The organism is Streptomyces sp. SAI-135, from assembly GCF_029893805.1.
Classification (GTDB): Bacteria; Actinomycetota; Actinomycetes; order Streptomycetales; family Streptomycetaceae; genus Streptomyces.
In genome coordinates, this window is the sequence record NZ_JARXYP010000002.1 from 8,607,757 (window position 1) to 8,633,389 (window position 25,633).

Consider the following 25,633-nt stretch of genomic DNA (forward strand, 5'->3'; position numbering starts at 1 on the left):
TGGGGGAACAGGCCTTGTGGCGAAAGGCGAGCGCGAGGAGAGGATGACCACCTTGTCGATAACCTTTCCCTTATGAGCGCCGGCGGCGGGTCCAGGGGCAAGCGCGAGCCGAGTCTCCACCAACTCCGCCTCTTCCTCGTCCTCGCCGAGGAACTGCACTTCGGACGTGCGGCAGCACGGGTCTACGTCTCCCAGCCCGCCTTCAGCCAGCAGATCAGGTCCCTGGAACAGCGTCTCGGGGTCGTACTCGTCGAGCGCGGCGGCCGGAACGTGCGGCTCACCTCGGTCGGCCAGTCCGTCGCCGAGGAGGCCAGGACGGTGGTGGACGCCATGGCCCGGCTGCGGCGGACAGCCGACCGGCATGTCGGGGCGGCGCGTGGCCTCCTGAGGATCGGCAGCCTGGGCGCCGAGGCCGCCATGCCCTACGCCCAGGCCATCCTCGCCCACCTCCGCGGTCAGCACCCCGAGCTGGAGATAGAGGTCCGCAACCTCACCTTCGTGGACATGTTCAGCACTCTGCTCAGCCGGGAGGTCGACGCCGCGTTCCTCCGCGGCCCCCTGCCGGGCGGCATCCAGTCCCTGCACCTGGCGTCCGAGACCCGGGTGGTCTGTCTCTCCGCCGACGACCCCCTGGCCGACCGTGACGCCCTCACGCTGCGCCATCTCGCCGATCGCACGGTCGTCGACATGCCGCCGGAAGTGCCCCGCGCATGGTGGGACCACCTGACGGTCAATCCCCGCCCCGACGGCACCAGGGTCCGCTTCGGACCCGTCGTCAGGGACACCGAGGCCATGGTCCTCGCCGTCACCCAGGGGCGTGCGATCACCTTCCTACCCGCCGCGGCCCGCCGCCTGTACCCGCGCACCGGTATCGCCTACGTCGACTGCCCGGAGCTGGGACTCTCGACGGCCGAGCTCGCCTGGCTCCCCGACAGCCGCGACGAACCGGCCGTCTCCGCTCTGCGCGAGGCAGCCCGCCGGACGGTCCGGCAGCCGGACAGCCCGGCTGCCGACGCCACGTCCGACGCGTAACGCGGGCCGGCGTCCGCAGCCCGTGGTCGCCGCCCGGTGCAGCTGATCCCCACCCCGCTCATACGACGAGGCCCGGCAGCCCGGAAACCGGGCTGCCGGGCCTCGCGGCGGTGGCGCGATCAGACGGGACGGATGTTCTCCGCCTGCGGGCCCTTCTGGCCCTGGGTGACGTCGAACTCGACCGTCTGGCCCTCATGCAGCTCGCGGAAACCCTGGGCTGCGATGTTGGAGTAGTGGGCGAAGACGTCGGGGCCGCCACCCTCCTGCTCGATGAAGCCGAAGCCCTTCTCGCTGTTGAACCACTTGACAGTGCCCTTGGCCATGGCCGTCTCCTTAGAGGGAAACCGGGCCCGCGCCCTGCGCGCCCGGAGGTGATCGCCCTGGTCCGGGAAGGCGCTGACACGCAAGAACGCCCGTGACGGCGATCACGGGCGAACGGGACTTCGGAACCACGACTGCTGGTTCACGACGCTACACCCGGTAAGGGGGAGCCGCTACCGAGGCCACGCCCGGCTCAACACCCGGTCGGCGGTGTCGCCGGCCCGCGGGGCTCGGTGTCAGCGCACGGAGTCACGCCGGTCAGTAGTACTGGACCAGGCAGAATTCGTGCTCTTCCGGATCGGCCATCACAACGACCACCCCTTCGTCGTAGTCGTGCCGTTCGCCGGTGAACCGGCCGCCCAGGGAGATGACTTGGGCGATTCCCCGGTCGATGTCGTCGACCCCGACGTCGAGGTGCAGGCGTACCTTGTCACGCTTCGGCGCGGTCACCGGCTGGAAGGTGAGACGGGGCTGGGGGTCGCCGGTACGGCCGAGGTAGACCCAGCCGGGGCGGGACGGCGTGGCCGGGCGGTCCAGCAGCACGCTCCAGAAACCGGCGGTCCGTTCCACGTCGACGCAGTCGATGGTGACTCCGATCCAGCGGTTGGTCATGGCGTCAGTTCTCCTGTGTCGTCGGGTGCGGGGCTGACCGGCGCACGCGTTGCCGGGCGAGTTCCGTGGCCGCGTCGGCGGGGGTGGTCCCGTGGGTCCGGGCCATGTGGAAGACCTGGCGGAGTGTCGCAGCGATGCCGGAGAGGCGTTCGCTCAGCTGCTGCTCGGACTCCCTTCGGAGCTCGACCCCTGTGGCGTGGATGACGCCTCCCGCGCTGACGACCACGTCCGGTGCCCAGAGGATGCCGCGTGCGGCGAGGAGGCGGGCGGTGGCCGGTCCGTCGAGCTGGTTGTTGGCCGGGCCGGCGACCGCGGCGCACCGCAGCAGCGGCACCGTGCGCGCGGTCAGGAGGCCGCCGAGCGCGGCCGGCACGAGGATGTCGACCTCTGTCGCGAGTGCGTCGTCCGGGCCGACCCAGGTCGCGCCCAGCTCCTCGGCCAGGCCGCGGGCGGCGGGATCGATGTCCGTCACGACCAGCCGTGCGCCCGCACGGCTCAGAAGCCGGGCCACATGGGCGCCGACCGCACCGAGTCCGATCACCCCGAAGGTCCGGCCGGCGAGTTCCGGCGAGCCGAAGGCCTCGTCGGCCACCGCGCCCAGCGCCGCGACGGTCCCGCGCGCGGTGTGCAGGGAGGAGTCACCGCTGCCGCCCTCCTCGACGGGCCGGCAGCAGACATGCGGGGTGCGTTCGCCGATCACGGACATGTCGGCCGGGCTGCTTCCCACGTCCGGGCCGGTGATGTAGCGGCCGTCGAGCGAGGCGATCGCGTCGCCGACGTCGTGGAGCAACGCCGTACGCTCCGCGCCGGTCGGCCGGGTGGCGTTCGGGAGGGCGACGACCGTCTTCCCGCCGCCGTGATCCAGGCCGGCCAGCGCGTTCTTCTCGGTCATCGCCGCGGCCAACCGCAAGGCGTCCTTGATCGCGGCGCCGGGGGCGGGGTAGTGAGCGATCCGGCACCCGCCGGCGGCCGGGCCGCGCGCGGTCGAGTGCAGCGCGATGGTGATCGCGAGGCCGCTGCGGCGGCCGCGCACGACCTGCACCAGCTCGTGCGACGGTTCCGGCGAGGGGAGGGACAGAGCTTCCGTAAGTGCGGCTGTCATGGGGCGAAGCTAGCCGTTCCGACGAAGGGTGCGGCCGCCGTCCGAATCCAATTCGGCAGCGAGCCCATAATCGCCGTATGGACGAACTTGATTCGGCGATCATCCAGCATCTGCAGCGCGATGCGCGGCAGACCAACCGCGACCTCGCCCGCGCCCTCGGCATCGCCCCGTCGACCTGCCTCGAACGCGTGCGCGCCCTGCGCGCCCGCGGCGTCATCACCGGCTACCACGCGGCCGTCGACCCCGCCGCCCTCAACCGCCACGTCCAGGCGCTGATCCACTTCCAGATCCGCCCCCTCAGCCGGGAGGTCATCCAGGCGTTCAAGACGTACGCGGCCGGCCTGCCCGAGGTCAGCACGGTCTACGTCGTCACCGGCGGCGACGACATGATCGTGCACGTCTCCGCACCCAGCGTCGACCACCTCCACGGCTTCCTCATGGACAAGTTCACCGCGCGCCGCGAGGTCGTCGGGTTCCGGACCTCGGTGATCTACCAGCACACCCACAACCAGGTGCTGGCGCCCCTCACACCGTGACCCGCCGGAGGGGCTCCGTCACCCCGCCGGACGCCGCACGCACCATGCGGTCGCCACCTACACTTCACGGGTCGGGGATACTGGGGAGCAAGGCGTGGTCGACCAGGGGTGAGGGCGTGGACGGAGCAAGGGGGACGGATGCGCTGTCGGCATGGCCGAGCCCGTCCGCGGGCGCTCTGAGCGTGCTCCCGCTGACGGACCGCCCGGGCTGGCAAGCGTCCGGTGAGGTCAGTCTGCTCACCCGCCCGGCCTGGGAACAGACGCTGTGCGACCTTGCCCGGAGCGACGAAGAGACGTGCCACTTGGAACTTTCCGCGGTCACCTTTGTCGACGTCGCAGGCGTCTCCGCCCTGGCGAGGACCGCCCAGGGTCTTCCGCGAGGCCGGCGCATCGTGCTGGAGGAACCGCCGGCCACCCTGCGGCGCGTCCTGGACGTGTTCTGGCCGGACCTGCTCGGTGTCGAGGTGATGGGGCGATGACGAAGGCCGGCACCGAACCGTTCGTTCATCCCGCCCTGTTCTACCAGGGCGAGCAGGAGTACCTGCAGGGCACGGTGCCGTTCGTCCGCGACGGGCTGACGGCCGGGGAGCCGGTGGCGGTGGCCGTGCCCGGGCCGAACCTCGCCGTGCTCAAGGCGGCTCTGGGCGAGGACGTCGCCCGCGTGAAGTTCCTCGACATGACCGAGGCCGGGCGCAACCCCGGACGCATCATCCCCAGGGTGCTGCGCGCCTTCGCGGACACCCATCGCCACACCCGGGTACGGATCATCGGTGAGCCGATCTGGGCCGGCCGCAGCACCGTGGAGTACCCGGCCTGCGTCCAGCACGAGGCCCTGATCAACCCGGCATTCGAAGGCCGCGAGGTCACCATCCTGTGCCCCTACGACGTCGACCGTCTCGACGACCAGGCACTCACCGACGCACACGCGACCCATCCCGTGGTCATCTCCGGCGGCCGGGAGCGACCCAGTACCTCCTACGCTCCCGACGACGTGGTCGAGCGCTACAACCAGCCTCTGGAGCAGCCGTCGGCGGCCGAGGAACTCACCTTCCGGGCCGACCAGCTGCCGGAGGTCCGGCACTTCGCGGTCGAGCAGGCCGCCGGGCTCGGCCTGTCCGGCGTCCGTCTCGAGGACGTGGCCCTGATCGTGGCCGAGCTGACCACCAACAGCGTCGTGCACGGCGGGGGTTTCGGCACCCTGCGGACATGGGCCGAGGACGGCCAGGTGGTGTGCGAGGTACGCGACCACGGCCACCTGAGCGATCCGCTCGCCGGCCGCCGCCCGCCCGCGCGGGACAGGCTCGGCGGCCGGGGACTGCTGCTCGTGCACACCCTCGCCGACCTCGTACGCATTCACACCCGCCCGGAGGGAACGACCGTCCGCTGCTACATCGGGCAGCGCTGAGCCGCCCGCGAACCCGGTGCGGCGGACGGCGACCGGCCACGGGCCGGCCGCCGCTCGTCACTGCGAACCCGCGGCCACCAGAATCGCGCTGACGGGTTCGAGCTCGGCCACCAGCTCGTCGAGTTCGCCGGGGGACAGGGCGTCGTACGGCGGGGCGGCGAGCTCGTCGGTGAGGTCCTCGATCCGCTGCTTGGTCGCGCGGCCCGCGTCGGTGAACCGGCCGTCGGCGTCGACGAGCCCGCGCTCGCGGAGGCCGTCCATGACCGCGGCCAGCCGCTTCTTCGGCAGGTGATGGATGCGTCCGAACGACTCCGGCGGATGGACGCCCATCTCCAGCGCGGAGAACACGTGGGCCTCCGTACCGCCGATACGGGCGCTCAGGAGAGCGGCGACATGCCCGTCACCGCGGTGCTCGCGCAGCATGGTCGCGGAATGCCACAGCCGCGCGACCGGGTCGCTCGGCACCGGAAGGGTCCGCATCCCGGCGTACATCACCCGGCCCGCCATGGGCGCGTTCGTCGCGGCTTTCGTGGTCAGGTCGGCGGCGCGCGCCAGGCCCGGGGAGCCGGCCAGTTCGTCGCCGAGGATCCGCCGCAGGGAGGCCGCGCTGCCCCGCTCCCGCGCGGCGACGGACTCCTCGGGCGGGATCTTCTCCCAGGCGCTCGGGATGTGCCGGGCGGCCTCCCCCTCGGCGAAGCTGTAGAAGGCCGCGTGCACCACCTCCGCCGGAACCCGTCCCAGGGGCGCGGCCCGGCTGGCGAAGTAGCCGTCCCAGTAGGTGCGGTGGCCGAGCGCTGCCAGTTCCTCGTTGCACTCGTCGGCGAAGTACGTGACCAGGCAGATGGGTTCCAGGAGCTCGTACATGCGGCGGGCGGTGAGCGTCATGGCGTCCATCATGCCCGCGGGACATGCCGGCGCGACGCATATCGTCGGCATATCGAAAACCGCATACGGGGCGGCAACACCGCGCTCCGTTGAATGGCGGGATGTCCTACGACGATTCAGCGAGTACCACAGCCCGAAGCCGCCGCGCAGTGGTGAGGGCGGCGAACCAGTGAGTCCAACCACGCCTCGCCGAGCGGCCGTTGGCGGGAGGCTGACCGTCGCGCCGATCAGTGCCGCCGAGCACTTGGCGTTCGTACGGGCGCAGCGGTCGGTCAGTTTCCTGCAGACCCCGGCGTGGGCCCACGTCAAGACCGAGTGGCGCGGCGAGTCGCTCGGCTGGTACGAGGGCCGGCGCCTGGTCGGTGCCGGGCTCGTCCTCCACCGTCCGGTGCCGCGGCTCGAACGCTTCACGCTGGCCTATCTGCCCGAGGGGCCGGTCATCGACTGGACCGGCGACGTCGACGCGTGGCTCGACCCGCTGGCCGTGCACCTCAAGGCCCAGGGGGCGTTCGCGATCCGGCTCGGGCCGCCGGTGCGCACCGACGTCTGGAGCGCCGCACAGGTCAAGGAGGGCATCGCCGACCCCGGCACCAAGCGGCTCACCAAGATGTCAGGGCAGGCGACCGACCCGGTCGGCGCCCGTGTGACCGGTCGGCTCAGGGACGGCGGATGGCTGCCGCAGAGCCCGAAGGACGGCTTCGGGGTCGGCCATCCGCAGTTCAAGTACGAGATCCCGCTGGCCGGCAGGACCGAGGAGGACCTGCTCAGGGGGATGAACCAGCTCTGGCGCCGCAACATCAAGAAGGCGGCCAAGGCGGGGGTGGAGGTCATGGTCGGAGATGACCTGAAGGTGTTCCACGACCTCTACGTCGAGACGGCCGAGCGCGACCGGTTCACACCCCGCCCGCTGCCCTACTTCGAGACCATGTTCGCGGCACTGAAGGCGGAGGACCCCGAGCGGATCAGGCTCTACCTGGCCCGTCACCAGGGCGATGTCGTCGCCGCCACCATCCTGGTCCGGGTCGGCGCCCACGCGTGGTACGCCTACGGCGCCTCCTCGACCCGCAAGCGCGAGGTGCGCGGCTCCAACGCCTGCCAGTGGGCGATGATCCGCGACTCGCTCGCGGCCGGCTGCGACGTCTACGACCTGCGCGGCATCACGCCCACTCTCGACCCCGACGACCCGCACGTCGGTCTGATCCAGTTCAAGGCCGGCACAGGTGGCCGGGCGGTGCGGTACGTGGGCGAATGGGACCTGCCGCTGCGGCCGTTGGTCTACCGGGCCTTCGACCTGTACATCAAGCGGCGCGGGGGTTGAGGCCGGACCTCCCGACGGCCAGCCGTACGGCCGTGACGTCCAGCCACGTCATGCACGACACGGTGACGTGCCGCTTCAGTCCAACTGGCCCGACTGTGCGAGCGCGTGGGCCACCTCGTCGAGGCGCGCCCCGCGGGACGCCTTGACGAGCACCACGTCGCCGGCGGCCAGGTGCTCGCGCAGCCAGGCGACGGCCGCACCCTTGTCGGGCGACACCACCGCCTTCCCGCCCGCCCCGTCGGCGATCGACAGGGCGGCTTTGCCGACCGCGACCACGAGGTCGGCCCGGGCGGCGGCGTACTCCCCGACGGCGCGGTGCTCGGCCTCGCTGCCGTCGCCGAGTTCGAGCATCTCGCCGAGGACGGCGACACGGCGCCCGCCCTCGATCGCGGCCAGGGCGTCGAGTGCGGCGCGGGTCGAGTCGGGGTTGGCGTTGTAGGAGTCGTTGAGCAGCGTCACCCCGCCCACGAGCTCGCGCAGCTCCATGCGCCACCTCGACAGGGAGGCGGTGGCCAGTGACGCCGCGGCAATGTCGAGGGGTATGCCGGCCACCAGTCCCGCGGCCACGGCGGCGGACGCGTTGAGCGCCTGGTGGGCGCCTACGTGTGCCGGCGCGACGGGAACCGACAAGTCAGTGGTCCGCAGGGTGAAGGAGGGCCGGGCGAGCCGGTCCAGCTTCAGGTCGAGCGCTCTCACGTCGGCGTGCTCCGCCCGGCCGAAGGTCAGGACCGGACCGTCGGTGAGCGAGCGCATCGCGGCCACGCGGGGATCGTCGGCGTTGAGGACGGCGGTACCGCCGGGCGCCAGCCCCTGCACGATTTCGCCCTTGGTCCGGGCGATGGCCGCGCGTGACCCGAACTCGCCGAGGTGGGCCCGGCCGACGTTGAGGACGGCGCCGATGTCGGGTGCGACCAGACCGGTGAGTGCGGCGATGTCGCCGACGTGGCGGGCCCCCATCTCGAGGACGAGGAAGCGGGTGGTCGCGTCGGCGCGCAGCATGGTGAGGGGCACCCCGAGCTCGTTGTTGAACGAGCCGAAGGTGGCGACCGTCGGCGCGGTGCTCGACAGCACGGCCGCCAGCAGGTCCTTGGTGGTGGTCTTGCCCTGTGAGCCGGTCAGCCCGAACACGGTGAGCCCGTCGCGCAGTCGGGCCACGACGTGGACGGCGAGCGCCTGCAACGCGGCCCGCACGTCCTCGACGACGACGGTGGGCAACGGCGTGGGCCGGGAGCCCAGCACGGCCACGGCACCCGCCCGGCCCGCCTGCTCCGCGTAGTCGTGGCCGTCGACGTGCTCACCTGCGAAGGCGACGAAGAGGCCGCCCTGTTCGGCCTGCCGGCTGTCCAGCACGGCAGGCGCGGTCACCGTCGCCGAACCATCACCCGAGACCCTGCCGGCGACGATCTCGGCGATCTCACCGACGCTGAGCGGGTTCACGCCGCGGCCTCGTGCGACCGGGAGAACGAGTGCGGGAGAAATGCCATCGGATGCAGGATCAGCATAGTCATGTGCTCGACGCTATCGGCCTGTTGCATATCGTCGGCGTATCCAAAACCGCATACGCTCCGGCAACGCTCCACCGTCTTGGCTGGGGGCATGACCCACACCGAACAGCCCGAAAGACGGCGGGCGCCGGGTATCACCGTCTACGGATGCGCTCAGGACGAGGCTGCGCTGTTCCGGGCGATGGCACTCCGCTTCGGTGTCATACTCACCGTCACGGAGGCGGCGGTATCCGAAACCAATACCGACCTGGCATCGGGGAACCGGTGCATCAGCGTCGGGCACAAGACCCGGATCCGCAATCCGGTGCTGCGCGCTCTCAGTCGAGCCGGCGTTACGTACATCTCGACGCGGAGCATCGGGTGCGACCACATCGACGTGGAATACGCGGCAAGCGTCGGTATCTCGGTCGAGAACGTCACCTACTCGCCCGACAGCGTGGCCGACTACACGCTCATGATGATGTTGATGGCGGTGCGCAACGCGAAAACCACGGTCCGCCGCTCGGACCGCCACGATTACCGGCTGAACGAGGTACGCGGGAAGGAACTTCGCGACCTGACCGTCGGGGTGGTCGGAACGGGACGCATCGGCACAGCGGTGGTGCAGAGGCTGCGGGGCTTCGGCGGCCTCATACTCGCGTACGACCGTCGCCCCGAAAAACACGCCGACCACGTCTCGCTCGACGAATTGCTGCGGCTCAGCGACATCGTGACACTCCACGCACCGCTCACCCCCGAAACGCACCATCTTCTCGACCGGCAACGGATCGAGCGGATGAAGCGCGGAGCCTTCGTCGTGAACACCGGCCGTGGCCCACTGATCGACACAGAAGCCCTCGTCTCGGCACTGGAAATCGGACGGCTGGGCGGTGCGGCACTGGATGTCGTCGAAGGAGAAGAAGGCATCTTCTACTCCGACTGCCGTGACAGGCATGTCGAGAGCAAGGCGCTGCTGCGGCTGCAGGAGATGCCGAACGTGCTCATCACACCGCACACCGCGTATTACACGGAACACGCGCTGTTCGACGTGGTCGAGAACTCGATCACCAATTGTCTGAAGTTCGAAGGACGGAATCAGCATGGCTAAGTTGAAACTCGGCATCGTCTTTGGCGGTTGCTCCGAGGAACACCCGGTCTCCGTCAAATCGGCGCGAGAGGTCGCGCGGAATCTCGACGCCGAGAAGTACGAGCCGTTCTGCATAGGCATCACCCGGAGCGGTGACTGGCGGCTCTGCGACGGGCCCGACGAGGACTGGGAGAGCGGTGACCTCCGCCCGGCCGTACTGTCACCGGACCGCGGCGTCCGCGGACTGCTCGTCCTCGACCGGGGGCGGTACGAGACGATCGGCCTGGACGTCGTGCTGCCGGTGCTGCACGGAAAGCTGGGCGAGGACGGCGCGATACAGGGCCTCCTCGAACTCTCCGGCATCCCCTACGTCGGCTGTGACATCCAGAGTTCCGCGCTGTGCATGGACAAGTCCCTCGCCTACCTCGTGGCCGCGAGCGCGGGAATCCGTACCCCGAAGCACTGGACGGTCTCGGCGGACGAGGACATCGATCCCGGCCGAGTCACCTACCCCGTCTTCGTGAAGCCGGCCCGTTCGGGATCGTCCTTCGGCGTCACCAAGGTCTCCCGGGAGGAGGAACTCCTGAGCGCGGTGGAGGCGGCCCGGAAGTACGACTCGAAGGTGCTGGTCGAAGAGGCCGTCGCGGGCAGCGAGATCGGATGCGCGATCCTCGGGGACGAGCGGGGCCTGATCGCGGGGGAGGTGGACCACATCGCGCTCTCCCACGGGTTCTTCAGGATCCACCAGGAGGACCGGCCCGAGACCGGGTCCGACAATTCCGTGGCCGTCGTTCCCGCCGACATTCCGGGGGAGGCGCGGTCGCTCGTCGTGGAGCGGGCGACGGCCGTCTACCGCGCCCTGGGGTGCCGGGGGCTGGCGCGGGTGGACATGTTCCTCCAGGAGGACGGCGAAGTGGTCCTCAACGAGGTCAACACGTTCCCCGGTATGACGTCGTACAGCCGCTATCCGAGGATGATGGCGGCCGCGGACCTCCCGCTCACCGAGGTCATCGACCGACTGGTGGCTCTGGCACTGGCGGCGGAGCCGCGATGAACGAGGACTTCGCCTTCGTGGACGAACTCGTCCCCGGAATACGCTGGGACGCCAAGTACGCCACCTGGGACAACTTCACCGGCAGACCGGTGGACGGGTACCTGGTGAACCGCATCGTCGGCACGAAGGCCCTGTGTGCGGCACTCGGGGAGGCGCGTGACAAGGCCGGATCGCTCGGCTTCGGCCTGCTGCTCTGGGACGGCTACCGTCCGCAGCGCGCCGTGGACTGCTTCGTGCGCTGGTCCCGACTGCCGGAGGACGGCCGGACGAAGTCACGCCACTATCCGCACATCGACCGCTCCCAGATGTTCGAGCGGGGATACGTGGCCACCTTGTCGGGCCACAGCCGCGGCAGCACCGTCGACGTGACCCTGTACCGCCTGGACACCGGCGAACTCGCCCCCATGGGCGGTGGTCACGACCTGATGGATCCCCGCTCCCACCATGGGGCGACGGGGATCGACCAGGTCGAGACGCGAAACCGCGAACATCTGCGTTCGGTCATGGAGGACTGCGGCTTCAGCTCGTACGAGTGCGAGTGGTGGCACTACACGCTCAGGCGCGAGCCTTATCCGGACACCTACTTCGACTTCCCGATCGGCCAGAGTCGGCGACGCGACGACGGCCGTCCGTGACCGGCGTGCCCGTCATGCCCCGATGCCGTGGGCGAGCAGGCTTTCCGCGGTGTCCTCGATGGTGTCCTCGATGGGGCGGGGCCGCCAGCCGAGGAGTTGTTCGGCCTTGGCGCTGGTGGCGTCGAGATCCCGGCCCAACTGGTGTCGCAGCAGACGGAGTTCCGGGTTCACGGTGCCGAGGGCGCGGGCGAGCCACACGGGCAGTTCCCGGGTGGGGGCCTTCGCGGCGCGCTCGCCCAGGCGGTCGCGCAGGATGCGCGCGATGTCGACGACGCGCAGGCTGTGTCCGGCGACGGCGAGGAAGCGTTCGCCTGCGGCTGCCGGATCGGTCATCGCGCGCAGGTGCAGATCCGCGACGTCCCGCACGTCGACGAAGCCCATGCCGAAGGGAGGGCACGCGGGCACGCGTCCTTCGAGCATTCTGCGCACGAGACGCAGGGACGGCGGGTCGTCGGGGCCGAGGAGGGGGCCGAGGACCCCGACGGGGTGGACTGCCGCCAGTTCCAGGGTGCCCCCTTCCTCTTTGACGAACTGCCAGGCCGCACGCTCGGCGAGCGTCTTGGAACGCTGGTAGGGCGGGATGTCGCTGTCGACGTCGGTCCAGTCCTCCTCGGTGAACGGGGTCGAGCGGGGAGGATGCCCGATTCCCACGGCACCGAAGGCACTCGTCAGGACGACCCGCCGCACGCCGGCGTCGCGGGCGGCGCGCAGCACCCGCAGGACGCCCTCCCGTGCCGGGACCACCAACTCGTCGTCGCTGGACGGGCGGCCCTGCCGCAGAGTCGGCGAGGCGACGTGAAGGACGTGCTCGCAGTCGGCGACGGCGTCGTCCCAGCCGTCGGGGTGTTCGAGGTCGGCGCGTACGACCGTGAGGCGTTCGTCGTCGAACGACGAGGCCGCGTGGAGCCAGGAGCGCAGTGCCGGCTCACGCCGCGGGTCGCGGACGGTGGTGCGGACGGTGTGCCCGGCGTTGAGCAGGGCCAGCGCACACCAGCTTCCGATGAAGCCGGTGCCTCCGGTGACGAGTACCTGTGTCATCTGTTTCTCCTCAATTCGCGTATCGGGTGTCGAGAGGCGTCGGCACGTGGGTCGTTCGACGCCGCCGGCCGGCGGCCAGGCTGCTTCCGAGGAGGGCGTGGCCGATCATGATGGGGTAGATCACGGCGCGTTCGAACATGCCCACGTTCCACATCCAGCCGGTGAACACGTCGGCCATGAAGAGGGGGAACGCCAGCAGTCCGGCGGTGCCGAGTGCGACACTCGCGATCGACCGTCCCCGGCTGAGACCGATGCGGGCTCCGCTTGATCCGACCACGATCGCCATGACGTTTCCGGCGAGCATGACGCCCTGTGCGCCGAAGGTGTGGAAGACGATCAGGCCGTTGTCGACGTTGGCCTCGGAGCCCTGGAAGGTACCGACGAGCGCGACACCGGTACCGGCGAGGACGGCGAGGATCACGACGGCGGTCGGGCGGACGCCCCGGCGCGGATCGAACACGAGGAGGACGCCGACGATCAGGAGGACGCCGTAGACCACCCAACCGGTGTCCATGACCGCGCCGAGGGGGGAGTTGGCGACCTGGCCGAACGCGGTCTGCGGCGGGCCGGTCAGGCCGAGGTGGCTGACCCAGTTGTGCAGGGGCGAGTACGGCGGGTCCTGCCATGCGGCCGAGGTGACGAACTCGGCGATCCAGGACACGAGCGGGCCGAGCAGGATGAGGAGGGCTCCGGCGCGGGCGGCCGCGCCGGAGCGGACGATGGGGGTCATGCCAGGGCCATGCCGGGGACGCGCTGCCGGATGGCCTCCATCTCGGCCTCGTCGGAGACGCCCTGCCAGTCGTAGCGGGGGGTGTACGGCGCCTCCAGGGCGCGCACCTCGTCGTCGGTGAGCTCGATGTCGAGGGAGGCCACGGCTTCGTCGATCTGGTGGAGGGAGCCGGCCCCGACCAGGGGGGCGGTGACGACGGACTGGCGGCGCAGCCAGGCGAGCGCGACCTGGGCGCGGCTGACGCCGTGAGCGTCGGCGACCTGTCCGACCGCGTCGATGATCGCGTGGTTGGACGCCTCCTGTGCGGGTGCGTAGAGCAGGTCCGCGTAGGCCCCGTCGGTCTCGGAGCGGGCGGTCGAGCGGGCGTCGTCCCAGCCCCGGGCGAGGCGGCCGCGGGCCAGCGGCGACCAGACGATCGTGCCGACGCCCTCGTCCAGGCACAGGGGGATCATCTCCCGCTCCTCCTCGCGGGCGAGCAGGTTGTAGTGGTTCTGCATGGACACGAACCGCGCCCAGCCGTGCTGCTTCTGCAGGTTGAGGGCCTTCGCGAACTCCCAGGCGTGCATGGACGAGGCGCCGAGATAGCGGACCTTGCCGGCCTTGACGAGATCGCTGAGCGCCTCCAGGGTCTCCTCCCACGGGGTGGCGTGGTCGTTGCGGTGGATCTGGTAGAGGTCGATGTAGTCCGTGCCCAGGCGGCGCAGCGAATGGTCGACCTCGGTCATGATCGCCTTGCGCGACAGCCCCCGTCCGTTCGGCCCCAGTCGCATCGGATGGCGCAGCTTCGTGGCGATCACCACGGCGTCGCGGTCGCCGTAGTCCTTCAGCGCGCGGCCGAGGATCTCCTCGCTGGAGCCGTTCGAGTACATGTTGGCGGTGTCGAAGAAGTTGATCCCCGCCTCCAGGGCGTGCCTGATGAGGGGGCGTGCCTCCTGCTCCCCCTTCGACCAGACGGGGTGGCCCCGGTCGGGCTCGCCGTAGGTCATCGCGCCGATGGCGATCGGTGACACGTCGAGACCGGTGGTGCCGAGCTTGATGTATTGCATGACGCTCCTTAGAGTATGCGGAGAGCTCTCCACATAACGTAGTGGAGAACTCTCCACTTAGCAAGGTGAGGTCCCGTGGTCCGTTCAGACGCCCGTGAGAACAGGGCGCGCATCCTCGCGGCCGCCCGCGAAGCACTCACCGCGGACGGCAGCACGTCGATGAACCAGATCGCCCAGCGCGCAGGAGTCGGCGCCGGCACCCTGTACCGCAACTTCCCCACCCGCGAAGCACTGGTCCTGGCCGTCTACCAGGACGAGGTCGCCCGCATCATCGCCACCGTGCCGGAGCTCCTGGCGAAAACGGCGCCCCTGGAAGCGCTCCGCCTCTGGACGACCGACCTCGTCGAGGCCATGCGCAGGAAGCACGGCCTCGGGGACGCCCTCAGCCCGGGTGCGCACCAGGCCATCAGCGAGCAGAGCTACGGCCCCGTCGTCGCCGCCATCACGGAACTCCTCGACGCCGGCAAGAAGGACGGAAGCATCCGCCAGGACGCCGACCCCGGTGACTTCCTCCAGCTCACCGGCGCGCTCTGGCGCGCCGCACCCGGCCCGCAGGACCGCGCTCCCCGCATGCTCGCCCTCATCCTCGACGGACTCCGCACGCACCGGTAGACATCGCACCCGGTGACGCAGAAGCCCCGGGGCACAGGGCCCCGGGGCATCGACGCACGCGTTCCGCCGTCGGACTGTCACGTCTTGGCGCGGTCTCCGCGCCGACCGTCGCTCCTCACACGAAGGCACTCTGACCGGTGATCGACTTGCCCACGATCAGGGTGTTCATCTCGCGGGTGCCCTCGAAGGAGTAGATCGCCTCGGCGTCGGCGAAGAAGCGCGCCACGTCGTGGTCCAGGAGGATGCCGTTGCCGCCGAAGATCTCACGGCTCCAGGCGACGACCTCCCGCATCCGCGAGGTGACGAACGCCTTGGCCAGCGAGGAGTGTTCGTCGCGGAAGATGCCGGCGTCCTGGAGACGGGCGAGCTGCACGAGCATGCCCCAGGACGCGGTGATGTTGCCGAGGCTCTTGACCAGGAGGTCCTGCACGAGCTGGAAGCCGCCGATGGGACGGCCGAACTGCCGGCGCTCCCGCGCGCAGTCGAGGGCCAGTTCGTAGGCGCCGGTCATGACGCCGGGCGCCTGCCAGGCCACTCCGGCGCGGGTCGCGCGCAGGATCTCGGCGACGTCGCGGAGCGAGTTGATGTTCTGGAGGCGGTCGGCCTCCGGGACGCGGACGTCGGTGAGCGTGATCTCCGCGTTCTCGACGATGCGGAAGGCGAGCTTGTTCTCGATCTTCACCGGGTCGAATCCTGGCGTGCCCTTGTCCACGACGAAGCCCTTGACGTGGTTGTCGTCCTCGTCCCGCGCCCGGACCACGACGTGGTCGGCGAAGGTGGCGTTGCCGATCCACTTCTCGGCGCCGTTCAGCACCCAGGTGTCGCCCTCGCGCCGGGCGGTGGCGCGCACGCCGCCCGCGACGTCGGAGCCGCCGAGAGGCTCGGTCATCGCGAACGCGCCTATCTTGTCCATCGCGGCCATCGCCGGCAGCCAGCGGTCGCGCTGAACTCGACGCGCTCCGGGCCGTTCTCCTGGACGACGTCCGCGTCCCGGACCGCTTCCCTCACGTCGGCGGCGAGGTGCACCCGGTCGGCGAGGCCGGTGACGTCCAGGCCGCGGGCGGCCAGGTGCGGGGTGTACTGCTCCAGGGCGACAGTCAGCCCTCTACCGTGGGCACCGTGCAACTCCTGCATCTGCGTTACTTCGTCGCGCAGCGCGCCGCTCGCGGGCCGCGGACCGCTACGTCGGGCCTATGCCGTCCAGTTCGGCCACGTCCTCGTCGGAGAGCCGGAGCCCGGCGCCTGCGATGTTCTCGCGCAGGTGGACGGTGGAACGGGTACCGGGAATGAGCAGGATGTTCGGCGAGCGCCGCAACAGCCAGGCCAGCGCGACCGACATCGGCGTCGCCCGAAGCCTGCTCGCGACCCGCGAGAGGGCCTCGGACTGCAGCGGCGTGAAGCCGCCCAGGGGGAAGTACGGCACGTAGGCGATGCCGTCGGCGGCGAGGCGGTCGATGAGGTCGTCGTCGTGCCGGTGGGCGAGGTTGTACATGTTCTGCACACACACGATCGGGGCGATGCCGCGCGCCTCGTCGATCTGCTGCGCGGTCACGTTGCTGACGCCCAGGTGGCGGATCAGTCCGTCGCGCTGGAGTTCGGCCAGGGTGCCGAGAGCCTCGGCGATCGAGCCGGGCCGGGGGCCCTGCGCGTCTCCCATGCGCATGTTGACCAGGTCGAGAACCTCGACACCGAGGGAGTCGAGGTTGTCGTGGACCTGCTTGCGCAGGTCTTCGGGGCGCCGCGCCGTGGGCCAACCGCCCTGGGCGTCCCGGGTCGCGCCCACCTTGGTGGCGATGAACAGCGACTCGGGGTAGGGGTGAAGCGCCTCGCGGATCAGCTCGTTGGTGATGCGCGGTCCATAGGCGTCGCTGGTGTCGATGTGGGTGATGCCGTGGTGGAGCGCCTCGCGCAGGACGGCCAGGGCGCCCTCGTGGTCGTCCGGCGGCCCCATGACCCACGGCCCGGCGAGCTGCATCGCGCCGTAGCCGAACCGGGTGACGGGGGAGTCGCCCAACGTCCATGTTCCGCCGGGAAGGGGAGGTGTGCAGGTGGTGGCCATCGCGGTGCCTTTCGTTCTTCGCCGGGGGTGGTCTCTCCGTTCCCCTTGCCACAGTCTTGGAGAGTTGCTTCCCATCGGGAAGTAGGCACTTTGAAGTGCCTAACTTCCCCAGAGGTTGAAGGTGAGTTCGGTGACGAGCACGAAGGCCGACAAGAAGGCGCAGGCCAAGGCGGAGTACAACGCGTTCCTCGCGGTGTGCCCCAGCCGCCAGCTTCTCGACCGGATCTCGGACAAGTGGGTCGTCCTGATCCTGTGCGCACTGGGGGGCGACGCATCCGGGCAGCCCGGCGCCTCGCACGCTCCGAAGGCGATGCGCTACTCCGAACTCGCCCGGCTGCTGGCAGGCGTCAGCCAGAAGATGCTCACCCAGACCCTGCGGGCCCTGGAACGCGACGGGTTGCTCACCCGGACCGTGACGCCCACGGTGCCCGTGACCGTCACCTACGAGCTGACCGACCTCGGCCTCTCACTGCACCAGGTGACACGAGGGCTCAGGCAGTGGGCGCAGACGCACATGGACCAGGTCCGCACCAGCCGTGAGCAGCACGACGCGGCGGCTTCCTAGCGGGCGGCGTGCTGGGGCTCCACTGCCGCGTCGGGGGTCAGAACCAGTGCAGGCAGTGCGGGGGCCGGTCGGCTTGGAAGAGGGCGTCAGCGAGGGCGGCCGCTTCCGGGCGGTGGGCCCGGATGTGTCCGGCACGCACGAGGGTGCTCGCGGCGGTGCCACCGAGGTAGACCGAGCCCAGGTCGCTCACGTCCAGGGACAGGTCGGGCTCCCGGTCCGTCGGGACGCAGTCGGCCTTGCCGTTCCGCACCGTCAGCAGGTGGCGGCCGTGCTCGCCGAGGAAGGGGTCCTCGACGTCGAGGACGAGCTCACCGTCCGTGAACCAGCCACGCGCGGTCAGCGCACGCGGGACGTCCAGCAGTCGTACCCAGAGCCAGTCCGTGTCACCACCGACCTCGGCGGCGCGGAAGTCCGCGAGCTGCCAGCGCAGCGGATGCCGGGGCGGGACGTGGTGGAACACGACACGCGAGACCAGGTCGTGGCCGAGCACGAAACGGGCCAGAGCGGTGTAGACGGCGTCGTCGCCGGTGATGGTCTCGTCGACCTTCAGGGTCCTGGACTCGTCGATCGAGTAGCTGGCGTACCCGTCCGGTACGCCGTCGGCGTCCCGGTGGAGGGCGATGTAACGCTGTGCCGGCGAGATCGGGGGCTGCCCCGCACGCAGGGCCCACCAGCGGTGCGGCCGGGACAGCGCGCCGGGCTGGGCGCGGCGGTAACGGTCGTAGACGTCCTCCAGGATGTCCCCGCAGTCGGCGCGACCGAGCACCTCGACCGTGCCCTGGTCCGGACCGGTCGCCGGTGCGGCGGTGGCTGCCGACGCCCGTGCCCGCGGGCGGGTGAGGGCGGCGCGGTGACGCTCCACCGTCAGCCGCTGGGTGTAGGTCGCCGGTCCGTAGCCGAACCTGCCGTAGATCGGGGCCTCGGAGGCCAGCAGCACGGAGAGGAAGTCCCCGCGGGCCCGCAGGTCGGTGAGCTGATGCCGCATCATCGCGCTGAGCACGCCCTGGCGCCGGTGCGAGGGCAGGACGCCGACGGCGGTCACCCCGGGGGCCGGCACGAGGGTCTCACCGGGCAGGGTGAGCTCGAAGGGGTAGGTGGCGGCGGTGCCGACGGGCCGCCCGTCCGCCGCCAGGGCCAGCAGACAGCGGTCCGTCTCGAGCGCCGACCACCACAGTCCGCCGCCCTCGACCGGGGTCTCCGGGAAGCGTCCGAACGCGGCATGGACGGTGTCGACGAAGACGTCGAGATCCTCGTCGGTCGTGGGGCGTATGTCCATCGCTGCCGCTGCCTCCTCGGAGTACCGGCACCACGACCGACTCGCGGGCCTGGCCACAGTGCAGCGTCGGCGCTCGTCCCGGTCAAACCAATTACGGCTCGGGTGGGGGCTGTTCAGGGCGCGCGATGTCAGGTCACGGGGCGGCCGAGGCAGGCCCTACCGTCCGCCTCGCGCCTGCTCCTGGTTGGACCGGTGGGGGCCGTAGAGCCAGTCCGCATGCGGTCCCAGACGTGTGTCGGACGGTTCCTCCCCTCGCCGCAGCGCGTCGATGTAGGCGCGATCAGCGGCGAGGCGTGCCGCCACCTCGGGCCCTTCGGCAACGGCACCATGACCGGGGATCACGACATCGACGTGCCGGGCCGCTTCGTCCAGCCGGTCGAGCGCCTTCTCGTAGGCGCTCACCTGATCGTCCTGGCGTACGTCGAAGAGCGGGATCAGCACGTCGGAGAGCATGTCGCCCGCGACCAGGACGCCACGGTCCCGGAGCAGGATCGCGGCGTGGCCCACGGCGTGCGCCTGATGCTCGACGATCTCGCCCGGCACGGGGGTGCCGCTCGCGGGCAGCGGGGTGAGCAGGCCGACCAGATCGAGGGGGACGCCGGACGCGCTCTCCGCCGCCATCGCCCGGGCCCGCTCCCGGGCCGCGGCGGCGAGGTGGGCCGCGGCCGGGGTGGCGTAGCGCGGCACGTCGCCGAACCGGTCGTGCCAGAGCAGGTGGTCCCAGTGCGGATGGGTGCAGAACCCGGCGACCACCGGCACACCCAGTCGGTCCACGGCATCGGCGAGGTCGTCCAGTTCGGAGCCGTTGATACCGGGGTCGACCAGGATCAGTCCGTCGTCCCCGCGCACCACGACGGAGTTGCTCCACACCCACTCGCTCTGCCGGACCCAGACGCCGTCGGCCACCTGACGCAGCTTGCCCATCTCGACTCCCATCGCTCGGTCACCGTGCTGAGACTGCGATCCTCGGCGAAACTCATCGCCGTTCGCCGTTCGCCGACCGTGCGCAGGCGAGTCGCCGGGGGTGCCCGTGGCGCGCCGACCGGCTCACGGCGGTCTCGACTGCCGGACAGGTGCGCCGCGGGTGTGATGCCGGCGCGGTGACGGAAGAAGCGGCCGAAGTCGGCGGCTTCGGTGAACCGGAGGTGGGCGGCGACGGCCTGTGCGTCCACTGGCCCGGCCCAGGAGGTTTCAGCGCAGGGCGTGCTCGGCCTCGGCCTTCAGCGCTGATAGAGCTGCCACATGGCCAGTTCGTCGTCGTGTGCGCGCAGGCGGGCGACGGCCTCCGCGGGGGTGCGCATCTCGGTGAGTTCGTAGAAGAAGAACAACGGGGCGAACACACCGGCGTAGCCGAACGGGGCGCCCCGAGGGGCGATGTACATACCGGCGCCGGCGTCGAGGAAGGCGTCGGCGAGTGCCGGGTCCCCCGTGTCGCAGCCGGTGACGAGGGTGACGCTGCCGGGGAGCCGGAAGTGTGCGCGGACACCGTCCGGTCCGATGGCACCGTTGAACGGCTGGAACCCGGCCAGTTCCTCGGCGAGGTCTTCCAGCAGGATGCGTCCCTCGTCGCCGTGACAGGAGATGATCACGTAGGGCGCGATCGGTCGGGTGCCGTCCAGCGCGGCCACCAGGTGGCGAGGCTGACCGACCCGGAGGTGGTTCACCTGGACGCCGAAGACCTCCAGTCCGTTCCGCAGCGCGGGCGCGGAGCCGCTCGCGATGTCGATCAGGTCCACCTCGGTCCAGGCCAGCCGACCGGCCTGCACCTCGCGCACGCGCGACGGACGCTGGGTGGCCAGCCACTCCTCTTCTTCTCCACGCATCACTCGGCCACGATGCCACGACAATGGTCGCCTACGGGGCCAACTACCCGTCGCCGCACAGGCGCAGGGAGTCTGCGACCGACGACAGGGCGGGCCCCAGCGGGAGGCTGACGCGGGTGTGGGCGAGCTGGTCGCCGCGCGTGGGGTCCCGGTTGATGATGAGGACCCGCTTGTCCGACTGAGCCGCCTGACGGACGAATCTGAGCCCGGACATCACGGTGAGCGAAGACCCCAGCACGAGCAGGGAAGTCGCCGCTCGCACCAACTGCCGGCAGTGCTCGATCCGGTGCGCGGGCACGGTCTCGCCGAAGAACACCACGTTGGGCTTGAGGATGCCACCGCAGTCCGCGCACGGCACGACGCGGAAGTCGGCGACCTGCTCGTCGGTCAGGTCGGCGTCCCCGTCCGGGTTGATGCTCGCGGCGACCGGCCGGAACCCCGCGTTGGCCCCTTCCAGCCGTACGGCGAGCTCGTGGCGCGAGGTGAGCGCCCCGCAGGCCAGGCACCGGACCCTTGCCAGGCTCCCGTGCAGTTCTACGACCCCCTCGGCGCCCGCGGCCTGGTGCAGACCGTCGACGTTCTGGGTGATCACACCCGCGAGCAGACCCTGCCGGGCGAACGTGGCCACGGCCTGGTGCCCGGCATTGGGACGGGCACGGCCGAACGTGCGCCACCCCAGATGGCTGCGCGCCCAGTAGCGGCGCCGTGCCTGCGGGCTCGCGGTGAAGTCCTGGTACGTCATCGGCGTGTGCCGGCTCAGGCTCCCGCCCTCGCCCCGGTAGGCGGGGATGCCCGACTCCGTGGAGATGCCCGCCCCGGTCAGCACCAGCACACCCCCGGCGCCGAGCGCGTCGACCACCGGCTGGAGGTCGGTGGTGCCCGGTGGCAGGTCCGGGGGAGGGGTCCAGTGCAGTGTGGGACGGGTCCGCATGCGTGCCAGGGTACGAAACCGCGCCGTTCCGTGCGGCGAGCTGATCTCGGAGTCCTGCTCGCCGCCCGCGACCGGCGCAGGCGGACGCGGTGGCGCCGGGCGGCCGCCTCCCAGGCTATGCACCGTCCTGGTCGAGCAGGTAGCCGATGGCTTCGACGACGTCGTCGACCGTGTGGTGGGGTGTCACCAGCCCGTCGGGCCAGGGGCGGCCGGTGACCCAGATGGTGCGCAGCCCCGCGTCGTGGCCGCCGGCGATGTCGGTCTCCGGGTTGTCGCCGGTCATCCAGTCGCCGGGAGTGAGCTGCGTACCGCATCGCGCGGCGGCGAGTTCGAAGAGCCGCGGGTCGGGTTTGCGTATGTCGATGTCACCGGAGGCCGCGATGCCGTCGATGAGGTCGGAGAGGCCGGTGGCGTGGATCTTGGCCCGCTGGATGTCGCTGGCGCCGTTCGTGGCGACACCGATGCTCCAGCCCGCCTCCTTGAGACGCTCCAGGCTGTCGAGGACCGCGGGGCGGCAGTGCATGGCGGCCGCCATGCGGTCGATGTAGACCCGCCACAGGTGGTCGGCGCTCTCGCTGACGGGGAAGGTGGCGCGCAGCCGGTCGAAGTCACCGCGCTCGGCGTGGTCGGCCAGCTCGGTCAGCAGCCACTGTTCGATCTCCGGGCCGTAACCGTGGTCATGGCTCAGGGTGGTGATGGCATCGGCGAAGGCGCCGGTGCGATCGACCAGGGTGCCGTCCAGATCGAAGATCGCGAGTCTCACGATGATGGACCCTACTGGGCGCGGTGAGCGACCGGTACGGGTGTGTCCCGCTCGGACTGCTGTGGGGTCGGTGAACCCCGGCCCGCCTCCGGCCGGCCTCAGGCGTCCAGCGGCGCCGTGGCGCGCTCGCGGGTGTCGGCGGCGGGCGCGATCAGAATGGCGGAGGCGACGAACACCAGTACCGCGACCATGGCCGTACGGAGCCCGTAGTGGTCCCCCAGGAAGCCGAGGGCCGGCGGCCCGACGAGGAAGGCGACGTAGCCGATGACGGCGACCAGGGAGACGCGCGCGGTCTGGTCGGGCCCCGAGTCGCCGGCCGCCGACAGGGCGACCGGAAAGCCGAGGGAGGCCCCGAGTCCCCAGAAGAGAACGGAGGCCGCTGCCACGGCCACGTTGTCGGAGAAGATCACGAGGACGAGCCCGAGGGCACCGGAGAGGGCGCTCGCGCGCAGGACGCCGGCGCGCCCGAAGCGTACGAGGAAGAACGTGCCGCAGAAGCGCCCCAGTGTCATCGCGGCGGCGAACCCGACGTAGACCAGTGAGCCGGCTGTGGCGTCGAGGCCGTGGCCGTCCACCATGAGCAGCGGCAGCCAGTCGTTGGCCGCTCCCTCGGCCAGGGCCATGGCCAGCACGATGGCGCCGATGAGCAGCAGTTTGCGGTCCTTCCAGACCTGCGGGCGGGAGTCCTCTGCCGGGTCCGGTGTCCGTGACCGCGCGCTGCGGCCGACGCCCGCAGGCAGGGCCCGTGCGGCGTGGAGCAGCATCCCTGTGGCGGCGACGGTGACGACGGCGAGGTGCCAGTGGACGGGGGTGCCGGCGGCCGTGGCGGTCATCCCGGCGAGTCCGCCCACCACCGTGCCCAGGCTGAAGCAGCCGTGCAGTGTGGGCAGAACCGGTGCGCCGGTGAGGCGTTCCACGTCGGCGCCGTCCACGTTGACCGCGACCTCGCCCGAGCCCATGCCCGCGCCGAACAGGAAGAGCCCGGCTGTGACCACGGGAGCCGACGACATGGCGCTGCCGACGCCGATGACGATCGTGGCCGAGATGATCAGAGCGGTGCCGAGGACGATCACGGGGCGCGTGCCGAGGCGTTCCACGAAGCGGCCGGAACACAGGATGCCGATCATGGAACCCACGGAGAGGCCGAACAGGATCAGCCCCATCTCCGCGGTGGAGACGCCCAGTTGGTCCCGTACATCGGGAGTGCGCGTCACCCAGGAGGACATGGCGATGCCCGGGAGGAAGAAGAACAGGTAGAGGGCTTGGCGGCGCCTGCGCACGGCGAGGTCGGTCAAGTGGAGGCTCCGCGGGGCTCGGAAGGGAGGGCGGGCAGGCGACAGGCCCCGCATCCAGCAGTTGTGTACAAATCTACATAGCCATCGGCGTTGGTTGAAAGGGGGACGGATCACTGGCCCGCGATCACGTGCCACGTGTACGACCGGGCGGCCCCCACGACCAAAGCCAGGCGGACGCCCCCTCCCACGCCGGGCGCGAAGGTGTTCTCGTGTTTGAAGCCGTACGCCAGCACCTGTTCCGGGGTGAACGACCGTTGCGGGTGGCTCAGCAGGTCGTGCTGGAAGTCCGCGTCCTCGGTGTACGGGAAGAGACCGCTGCGCATCTCGGCGAGGTGGCGCAAGGTGATCCGGTGCCCGTCGGGCACATGGCGGACGTACCGGGAGATCGGGCCGTCGAGTCCGATCCGTCCGTCGTCGACGAGTTCGAGCAGCCCGGTGGCCGTGAAGGACTTGGTCTCGCTGCCGATCCGGACGAAGACGTCGGTGTTCATGGGCTCGCCGGTTGCTTTGTCGGCGACGCCGGTCGCGCGGACGTAGCTGCCCTTGCCGGGCATCCACAGTCCGGCGACGACGCCGGGGATGCCGGCCTGCCGGCGTACCTTCTCGATGGCCTTGTCCAGCCGCGTGGCGAGCGCACGGTCGAGTTCCCGCGAGGGGCCGTCGTCGGCGGACCGGTGCGGTGCGGGGGGCTCGGGCCGCGGTGGCCGGGTCGCCGCCGGCGGCGTCAACAGGGACACCGCGAGCAGCGCCGCGGCGACGGCGCGACGGGCGGGGATACGAGATCTCACGTGCCGGTGCCTCTTCCAGCTCGGGGACGGGGCAGCCACGTCACCATCCGTGACGAGGGCCCGAGCCGCCCGCGTGACCGCCTGCGCCGCGAAACGGCGATCCACGCGATGCCGCAACCGTGAGGGGCCCCGCCCGGGCGCTGCCCCCTTCGCCGAGCTATCCGGACTGCTCGCGGCGGGCGGTGGCGAATCGGCGCTGGTAGGCCGCGGGGCTGATGGACAGCTCCCGGGCGAAGACGCGGCGCAGGCTCTCGTAGCTCGGGAAGCCGGCCATGGCTGCCGCCCGGGTGGCGGTGTGCCCCTGGTCGAGGAACGACTTCGCGATGTCGAAGCGGATGGACTCGACGTAGCGGGCCGGTGTGGTGTCCAGTTCCTCCCGGAACAGCCTGGTGAGGTGGCGCGTACTGACGTTGAGCCGTCCGGCGAGGGCGGCGAGGGAGTAGTCGTCGGCGGGATCCGCGGTGACCAGGTCGACGACTCTGCGCACGGCGGGTGACCGGGGCGGTGAGCCCTGCAGGGGCGCGGAGAACTGTGACTGCCCGCCCGCGCGCTGGAGGTAGACGACCAGGGAGCGGGCCACTTCCCGGCTGACGTCGGGGCCGTGGTCCTCTTCGACGAGCGCGAGGGCGAGGTCGATGCCCGCGGTGACGCCCGCCGAGGTGTACAGCGTGCCGTCGCGCACATAGATGGCGTCGGGCTCGACCCGGGCCTTGGGGTGCCGGTGGGCGAGTTCGCCGGCGATCTTCCAGTGGGTGGTGGCCCGCCTGCCGTCCAGGAGCCCGGTCGCTCCGAGGACGAACGCGCCCGAGCACACGGAGGCGACCCGGCCGGCACGGGCCGCCAGGCTGCTCGTCGCCTCGGCCAGGTCGCGGGTGACCGGTGTCCTGGGATAGACGGCTCCACCCGGCACCAGGAGCGTGTCGGGGGTCGTCGGTGTGGCGGCGATGCCGTCGACGGCGATGCGCATGCCGACCGACGAGGTGACGTCGGCGCCCGTCGTCGACAGCAGGCTGATCCGGTAGTCGGCGCCGAGCAGGTTCGCCTCCCCGAACACCTCGGCCGGGCCGACGACGTCCAGCAGCTTGACCCCGTCGTAGACCAGGATCGCCACGCGGTGCGGGGCGGGGCTCACGGGGCCACCCTGGGATGACCGGATTCGAGTGGGGCATGGCCGGACCGAGGCGGCGCCGTGGACGGCGTCGTCGGCACCGTGGAGAACGGGCGCACGATCCACTC

27 protein-coding genes and 2 pseudogenes are annotated in these 25,633 nt (G+C 70.9%); 10 read left to right on the forward strand and 19 right to left on the reverse strand.

The genetic code is table 11. The annotated features are described in order from the left end of the window. The first annotated feature begins 72 nt into the window (after nt 1–72). Nucleotides 73–1,032 carry a LysR family transcriptional regulator gene (locus M2163_RS43445; RefSeq protein WP_280896811.1) on the forward strand — a complete coding sequence of 320 codons (960 nt, stop codon included), beginning with the start codon at nt 73–75 and terminating at the stop codon, nt 1,030–1,032. Nucleotides 1,033–1,151: 119 nt separating this feature from the next. Here M2163_RS43445 and M2163_RS43450 read toward each other — a convergent pair whose 3' ends face one another. From M2163_RS43450 to M2163_RS43460, 3 genes are all read right to left on the reverse strand, one after another. Continuing rightward, the gene (locus M2163_RS43450; protein WP_053846898.1) at nt 1,152–1,355 is read right to left on the reverse strand and encodes a cold-shock protein; all 204 of its coding nucleotides are present in this window, start codon (nt 1,353–1,355) and stop codon (nt 1,152–1,154) included. Nucleotides 1,356–1,611: 256 nt separating this feature from the next. Beyond that, on the reverse strand, nt 1,612–1,965 hold the full coding sequence (locus M2163_RS43455; protein ID WP_280896812.1) for a VOC family protein: 354 nt from the start codon (nt 1,963–1,965) through the stop codon (nt 1,612–1,614). 4 nt (nt 1,966–1,969) lie between these two features. Beyond that, nucleotides 1,970–3,067: a Glu/Leu/Phe/Val dehydrogenase dimerization domain-containing protein gene (locus M2163_RS43460; RefSeq protein WP_280896813.1), complete on the reverse strand. Its 1,098-nt coding sequence runs from the start codon at nt 3,065–3,067 to the stop codon at nt 1,970–1,972. A 77-nt stretch (nt 3,068–3,144) separates the two neighbouring features. Here M2163_RS43460 and M2163_RS43465 point away from each other — a divergent pair, with 77 nt between their 5' ends. The 3 genes from M2163_RS43465 to M2163_RS43475 all read left to right on the forward strand — a co-directional run bounded on the left by M2163_RS43465 (nt 3,145) and on the right by M2163_RS43475 (nt 5,008). Beyond that, a complete protein-coding gene (locus M2163_RS43465; RefSeq protein ID WP_280847350.1) occupies nt 3,145–3,603 on the forward strand; it encodes an Lrp/AsnC family transcriptional regulator in 459 nt (152 codons plus the stop codon). 182 nt (nt 3,604–3,785) lie between these two features. Then, nucleotides 3,786–4,082: an STAS domain-containing protein gene (locus tag M2163_RS43470; protein ID WP_280897411.1), complete on the forward strand. Its 297-nt coding sequence runs from the start codon at nt 3,786–3,788 to the stop codon at nt 4,080–4,082. Continuing rightward, nucleotides 4,079–5,008: a sensor histidine kinase gene (locus M2163_RS43475; protein ID WP_280896814.1), complete on the forward strand. Its 930-nt coding sequence runs from the start codon at nt 4,079–4,081 to the stop codon at nt 5,006–5,008. The genes M2163_RS43470 and M2163_RS43475 overlap by 4 nt, the downstream gene beginning before the upstream one ends. Nucleotides 5,009–5,065: 57 nt before the next feature. On the opposite strand, the gene M2163_RS43480 is transcribed toward M2163_RS43475, so the two are convergent. Beyond that, nucleotides 5,066–5,893 carry a MarR family transcriptional regulator gene (locus M2163_RS43480; RefSeq protein WP_280896815.1) on the reverse strand — a complete coding sequence of 276 codons (828 nt, stop codon included), beginning with the start codon at nt 5,891–5,893 and terminating at the stop codon, nt 5,066–5,068. A gap of 169 nt (nt 5,894–6,062) precedes the next feature. Here M2163_RS43480 and M2163_RS43485 point away from each other — a divergent pair, with 169 nt between their 5' ends. Further along, entirely contained in the window at nt 6,063–7,211 is a 1,149-nt protein-coding gene (locus M2163_RS43485) for a peptidoglycan bridge formation glycyltransferase FemA/FemB family protein (protein WP_280896816.1), read from the forward strand. 75 nt (nt 7,212–7,286) lie between these two features. Here M2163_RS43485 and murF read toward each other — a convergent pair whose 3' ends face one another. Beyond that, nucleotides 7,287–8,648, reverse strand: coding sequence for a UDP-N-acetylmuramoyl-tripeptide--D-alanyl-D-alanine ligase (murF, locus tag M2163_RS43490; protein ID WP_280896817.1), 1,362 nt, complete (start codon nt 8,646–8,648; stop codon nt 7,287–7,289). A 159-nt stretch (nt 8,649–8,807) separates the two neighbouring features. Here murF and M2163_RS43495 point away from each other — a divergent pair, with 159 nt between their 5' ends. Genes M2163_RS43495 through vanX form a run of 3 tightly spaced genes read left to right on the forward strand, consistent with a single transcriptional unit; the run spans nt 8,808 to nt 11,471 of the window. Continuing rightward, entirely contained in the window at nt 8,808–9,803 is a 996-nt protein-coding gene (locus M2163_RS43495; protein WP_280896818.1) for a D-isomer specific 2-hydroxyacid dehydrogenase family protein, read from the forward strand. Then, the gene (vanA, locus tag M2163_RS43500) at nt 9,796–10,836 is read left to right on the forward strand and encodes a D-alanine--(R)-lactate ligase (protein ID WP_280896819.1); all 1,041 of its coding nucleotides are present in this window, start codon (nt 9,796–9,798) and stop codon (nt 10,834–10,836) included. The genes M2163_RS43495 and vanA overlap by 8 nt, the downstream gene beginning before the upstream one ends. Continuing rightward, a complete protein-coding gene (gene vanX / locus M2163_RS43505) occupies nt 10,833–11,471 on the forward strand; it encodes a D-Ala-D-Ala dipeptidase VanX (RefSeq protein ID WP_280896820.1) in 639 nt (212 codons plus the stop codon). The genes vanA and vanX overlap by 4 nt, the downstream gene beginning before the upstream one ends. Nucleotides 11,472–11,483: 12 nt before the next feature. Here vanX and M2163_RS43510 read toward each other — a convergent pair whose 3' ends face one another. Genes M2163_RS43510 through M2163_RS43520 form a run of 3 tightly spaced genes read right to left on the reverse strand, consistent with a single transcriptional unit; the run spans nt 11,484 to nt 14,285 of the window. Further along, nucleotides 11,484–12,509, reverse strand: a complete 1,026-nt coding sequence (locus M2163_RS43510) for an aldehyde reductase (protein ID WP_280896821.1) — start codon at nt 12,507–12,509, stop codon at nt 11,484–11,486. A 10-nt stretch (nt 12,510–12,519) separates the two neighbouring features. Then, complete coding sequence (locus M2163_RS43515; protein WP_280896822.1) at nt 12,520–13,239, reverse strand: DUF998 domain-containing protein; 720 nt, start codon at nt 13,237–13,239, stop codon at nt 12,520–12,522. After that, entirely contained in the window at nt 13,236–14,285 is a 1,050-nt protein-coding gene (locus M2163_RS43520; protein ID WP_280896823.1) for an aldo/keto reductase, read from the reverse strand. Before M2163_RS43520 ends, M2163_RS43515 begins: the two co-directional genes overlap by 4 nt. 75 nt (nt 14,286–14,360) lie before the next feature. Between M2163_RS43520 and M2163_RS43525 the strand changes: the two genes are divergently transcribed. Continuing rightward, nucleotides 14,361–14,897 (forward strand): TetR/AcrR family transcriptional regulator, encoded by a 537-nt coding sequence (locus M2163_RS43525; RefSeq protein ID WP_280896824.1) that lies wholly within the window; start codon nt 14,361–14,363, stop codon nt 14,895–14,897. Between the two features lie 115 nt (nt 14,898–15,012). On the opposite strand, the pseudogene M2163_RS43530 reads toward M2163_RS43525, so the two are convergent. From M2163_RS43530 to M2163_RS43540, 3 genes and pseudogenes are all read right to left on the reverse strand, one after another. Continuing rightward, nucleotides 15,013–15,843, reverse strand: a pseudogene (locus M2163_RS43530) (acyl-CoA dehydrogenase family protein); the annotation flags it as partial. Beyond that, nucleotides 15,798–16,031 carry a hypothetical protein gene (locus M2163_RS43535; protein WP_280896825.1) on the reverse strand — a complete coding sequence of 78 codons (234 nt, stop codon included), beginning with the start codon at nt 16,029–16,031 and terminating at the stop codon, nt 15,798–15,800. The pseudogene M2163_RS43530 and the gene M2163_RS43535, both read right to left, overlap by 46 nt. A 46-nt stretch (nt 16,032–16,077) precedes the next feature. After that, entirely contained in the window at nt 16,078–16,956 is an 879-nt protein-coding gene (locus M2163_RS43540; RefSeq protein ID WP_280896826.1) for an aldo/keto reductase family oxidoreductase, read from the reverse strand. Between the two features lie 130 nt (nt 16,957–17,086). Here M2163_RS43540 and M2163_RS43545 point away from each other — a divergent pair, with 130 nt between their 5' ends. Beyond that, nucleotides 17,087–17,521, forward strand: coding sequence for a helix-turn-helix domain-containing protein (locus M2163_RS43545; protein ID WP_280847335.1), 435 nt, complete (start codon nt 17,087–17,089; stop codon nt 17,519–17,521). A 37-nt stretch (nt 17,522–17,558) separates the two neighbouring features. Here the strand turns inward: M2163_RS43545 and M2163_RS43550 are convergent, their stop codons facing one another. The 8 genes and pseudogenes from M2163_RS43550 to M2163_RS43590 all read right to left on the reverse strand — a co-directional run bounded on the left by M2163_RS43550 (nt 17,559) and on the right by M2163_RS43590 (nt 25,529). Then, entirely contained in the window at nt 17,559–18,797 is a 1,239-nt protein-coding gene (locus M2163_RS43550; RefSeq protein WP_280896827.1) for a GNAT family N-acetyltransferase, read from the reverse strand. Between the two features lie 156 nt (nt 18,798–18,953). After that, nucleotides 18,954–19,721, reverse strand: coding sequence for an MBL fold metallo-hydrolase (locus M2163_RS43555; RefSeq protein WP_280896828.1), 768 nt, complete (start codon nt 19,719–19,721; stop codon nt 18,954–18,956). A gap of 296 nt (nt 19,722–20,017) precedes the next feature. Further along, nucleotides 20,018–20,620 (reverse strand): hypothetical protein, encoded by a 603-nt coding sequence (locus tag M2163_RS43565; RefSeq protein WP_280896829.1) that lies wholly within the window; start codon nt 20,618–20,620, stop codon nt 20,018–20,020. Between the two features lie 43 nt (nt 20,621–20,663). Next, on the reverse strand, nt 20,664–21,551 hold the full coding sequence (locus M2163_RS43570; RefSeq protein WP_280896830.1) for an NAD-dependent protein deacetylase: 888 nt from the start codon (nt 21,549–21,551) through the stop codon (nt 20,664–20,666). Between the two features lie 115 nt (nt 21,552–21,666). Further along, nucleotides 21,667–22,314 carry an HAD family hydrolase gene (locus M2163_RS43575; RefSeq protein ID WP_280896831.1) on the reverse strand — a complete coding sequence of 216 codons (648 nt, stop codon included), beginning with the start codon at nt 22,312–22,314 and terminating at the stop codon, nt 21,667–21,669. A gap of 98 nt (nt 22,315–22,412) precedes the next feature. Further along, a complete protein-coding gene (locus M2163_RS43580; protein WP_280896832.1) occupies nt 22,413–23,609 on the reverse strand; it encodes an MFS transporter in 1,197 nt (398 codons plus the stop codon). A 188-nt stretch (nt 23,610–23,797) separates the two neighbouring features. Further along, nucleotides 23,798–24,397: pseudogene (locus M2163_RS43585) on the reverse strand (serine hydrolase domain-containing protein); the annotation flags it as partial. A gap of 157 nt (nt 24,398–24,554) precedes the next feature. Continuing rightward, complete coding sequence (locus tag M2163_RS43590; RefSeq protein ID WP_280896833.1) at nt 24,555–25,529, reverse strand: GlxA family transcriptional regulator; 975 nt, start codon at nt 25,527–25,529, stop codon at nt 24,555–24,557. Nucleotides 25,530–25,633 lie beyond the last annotated feature (104 nt).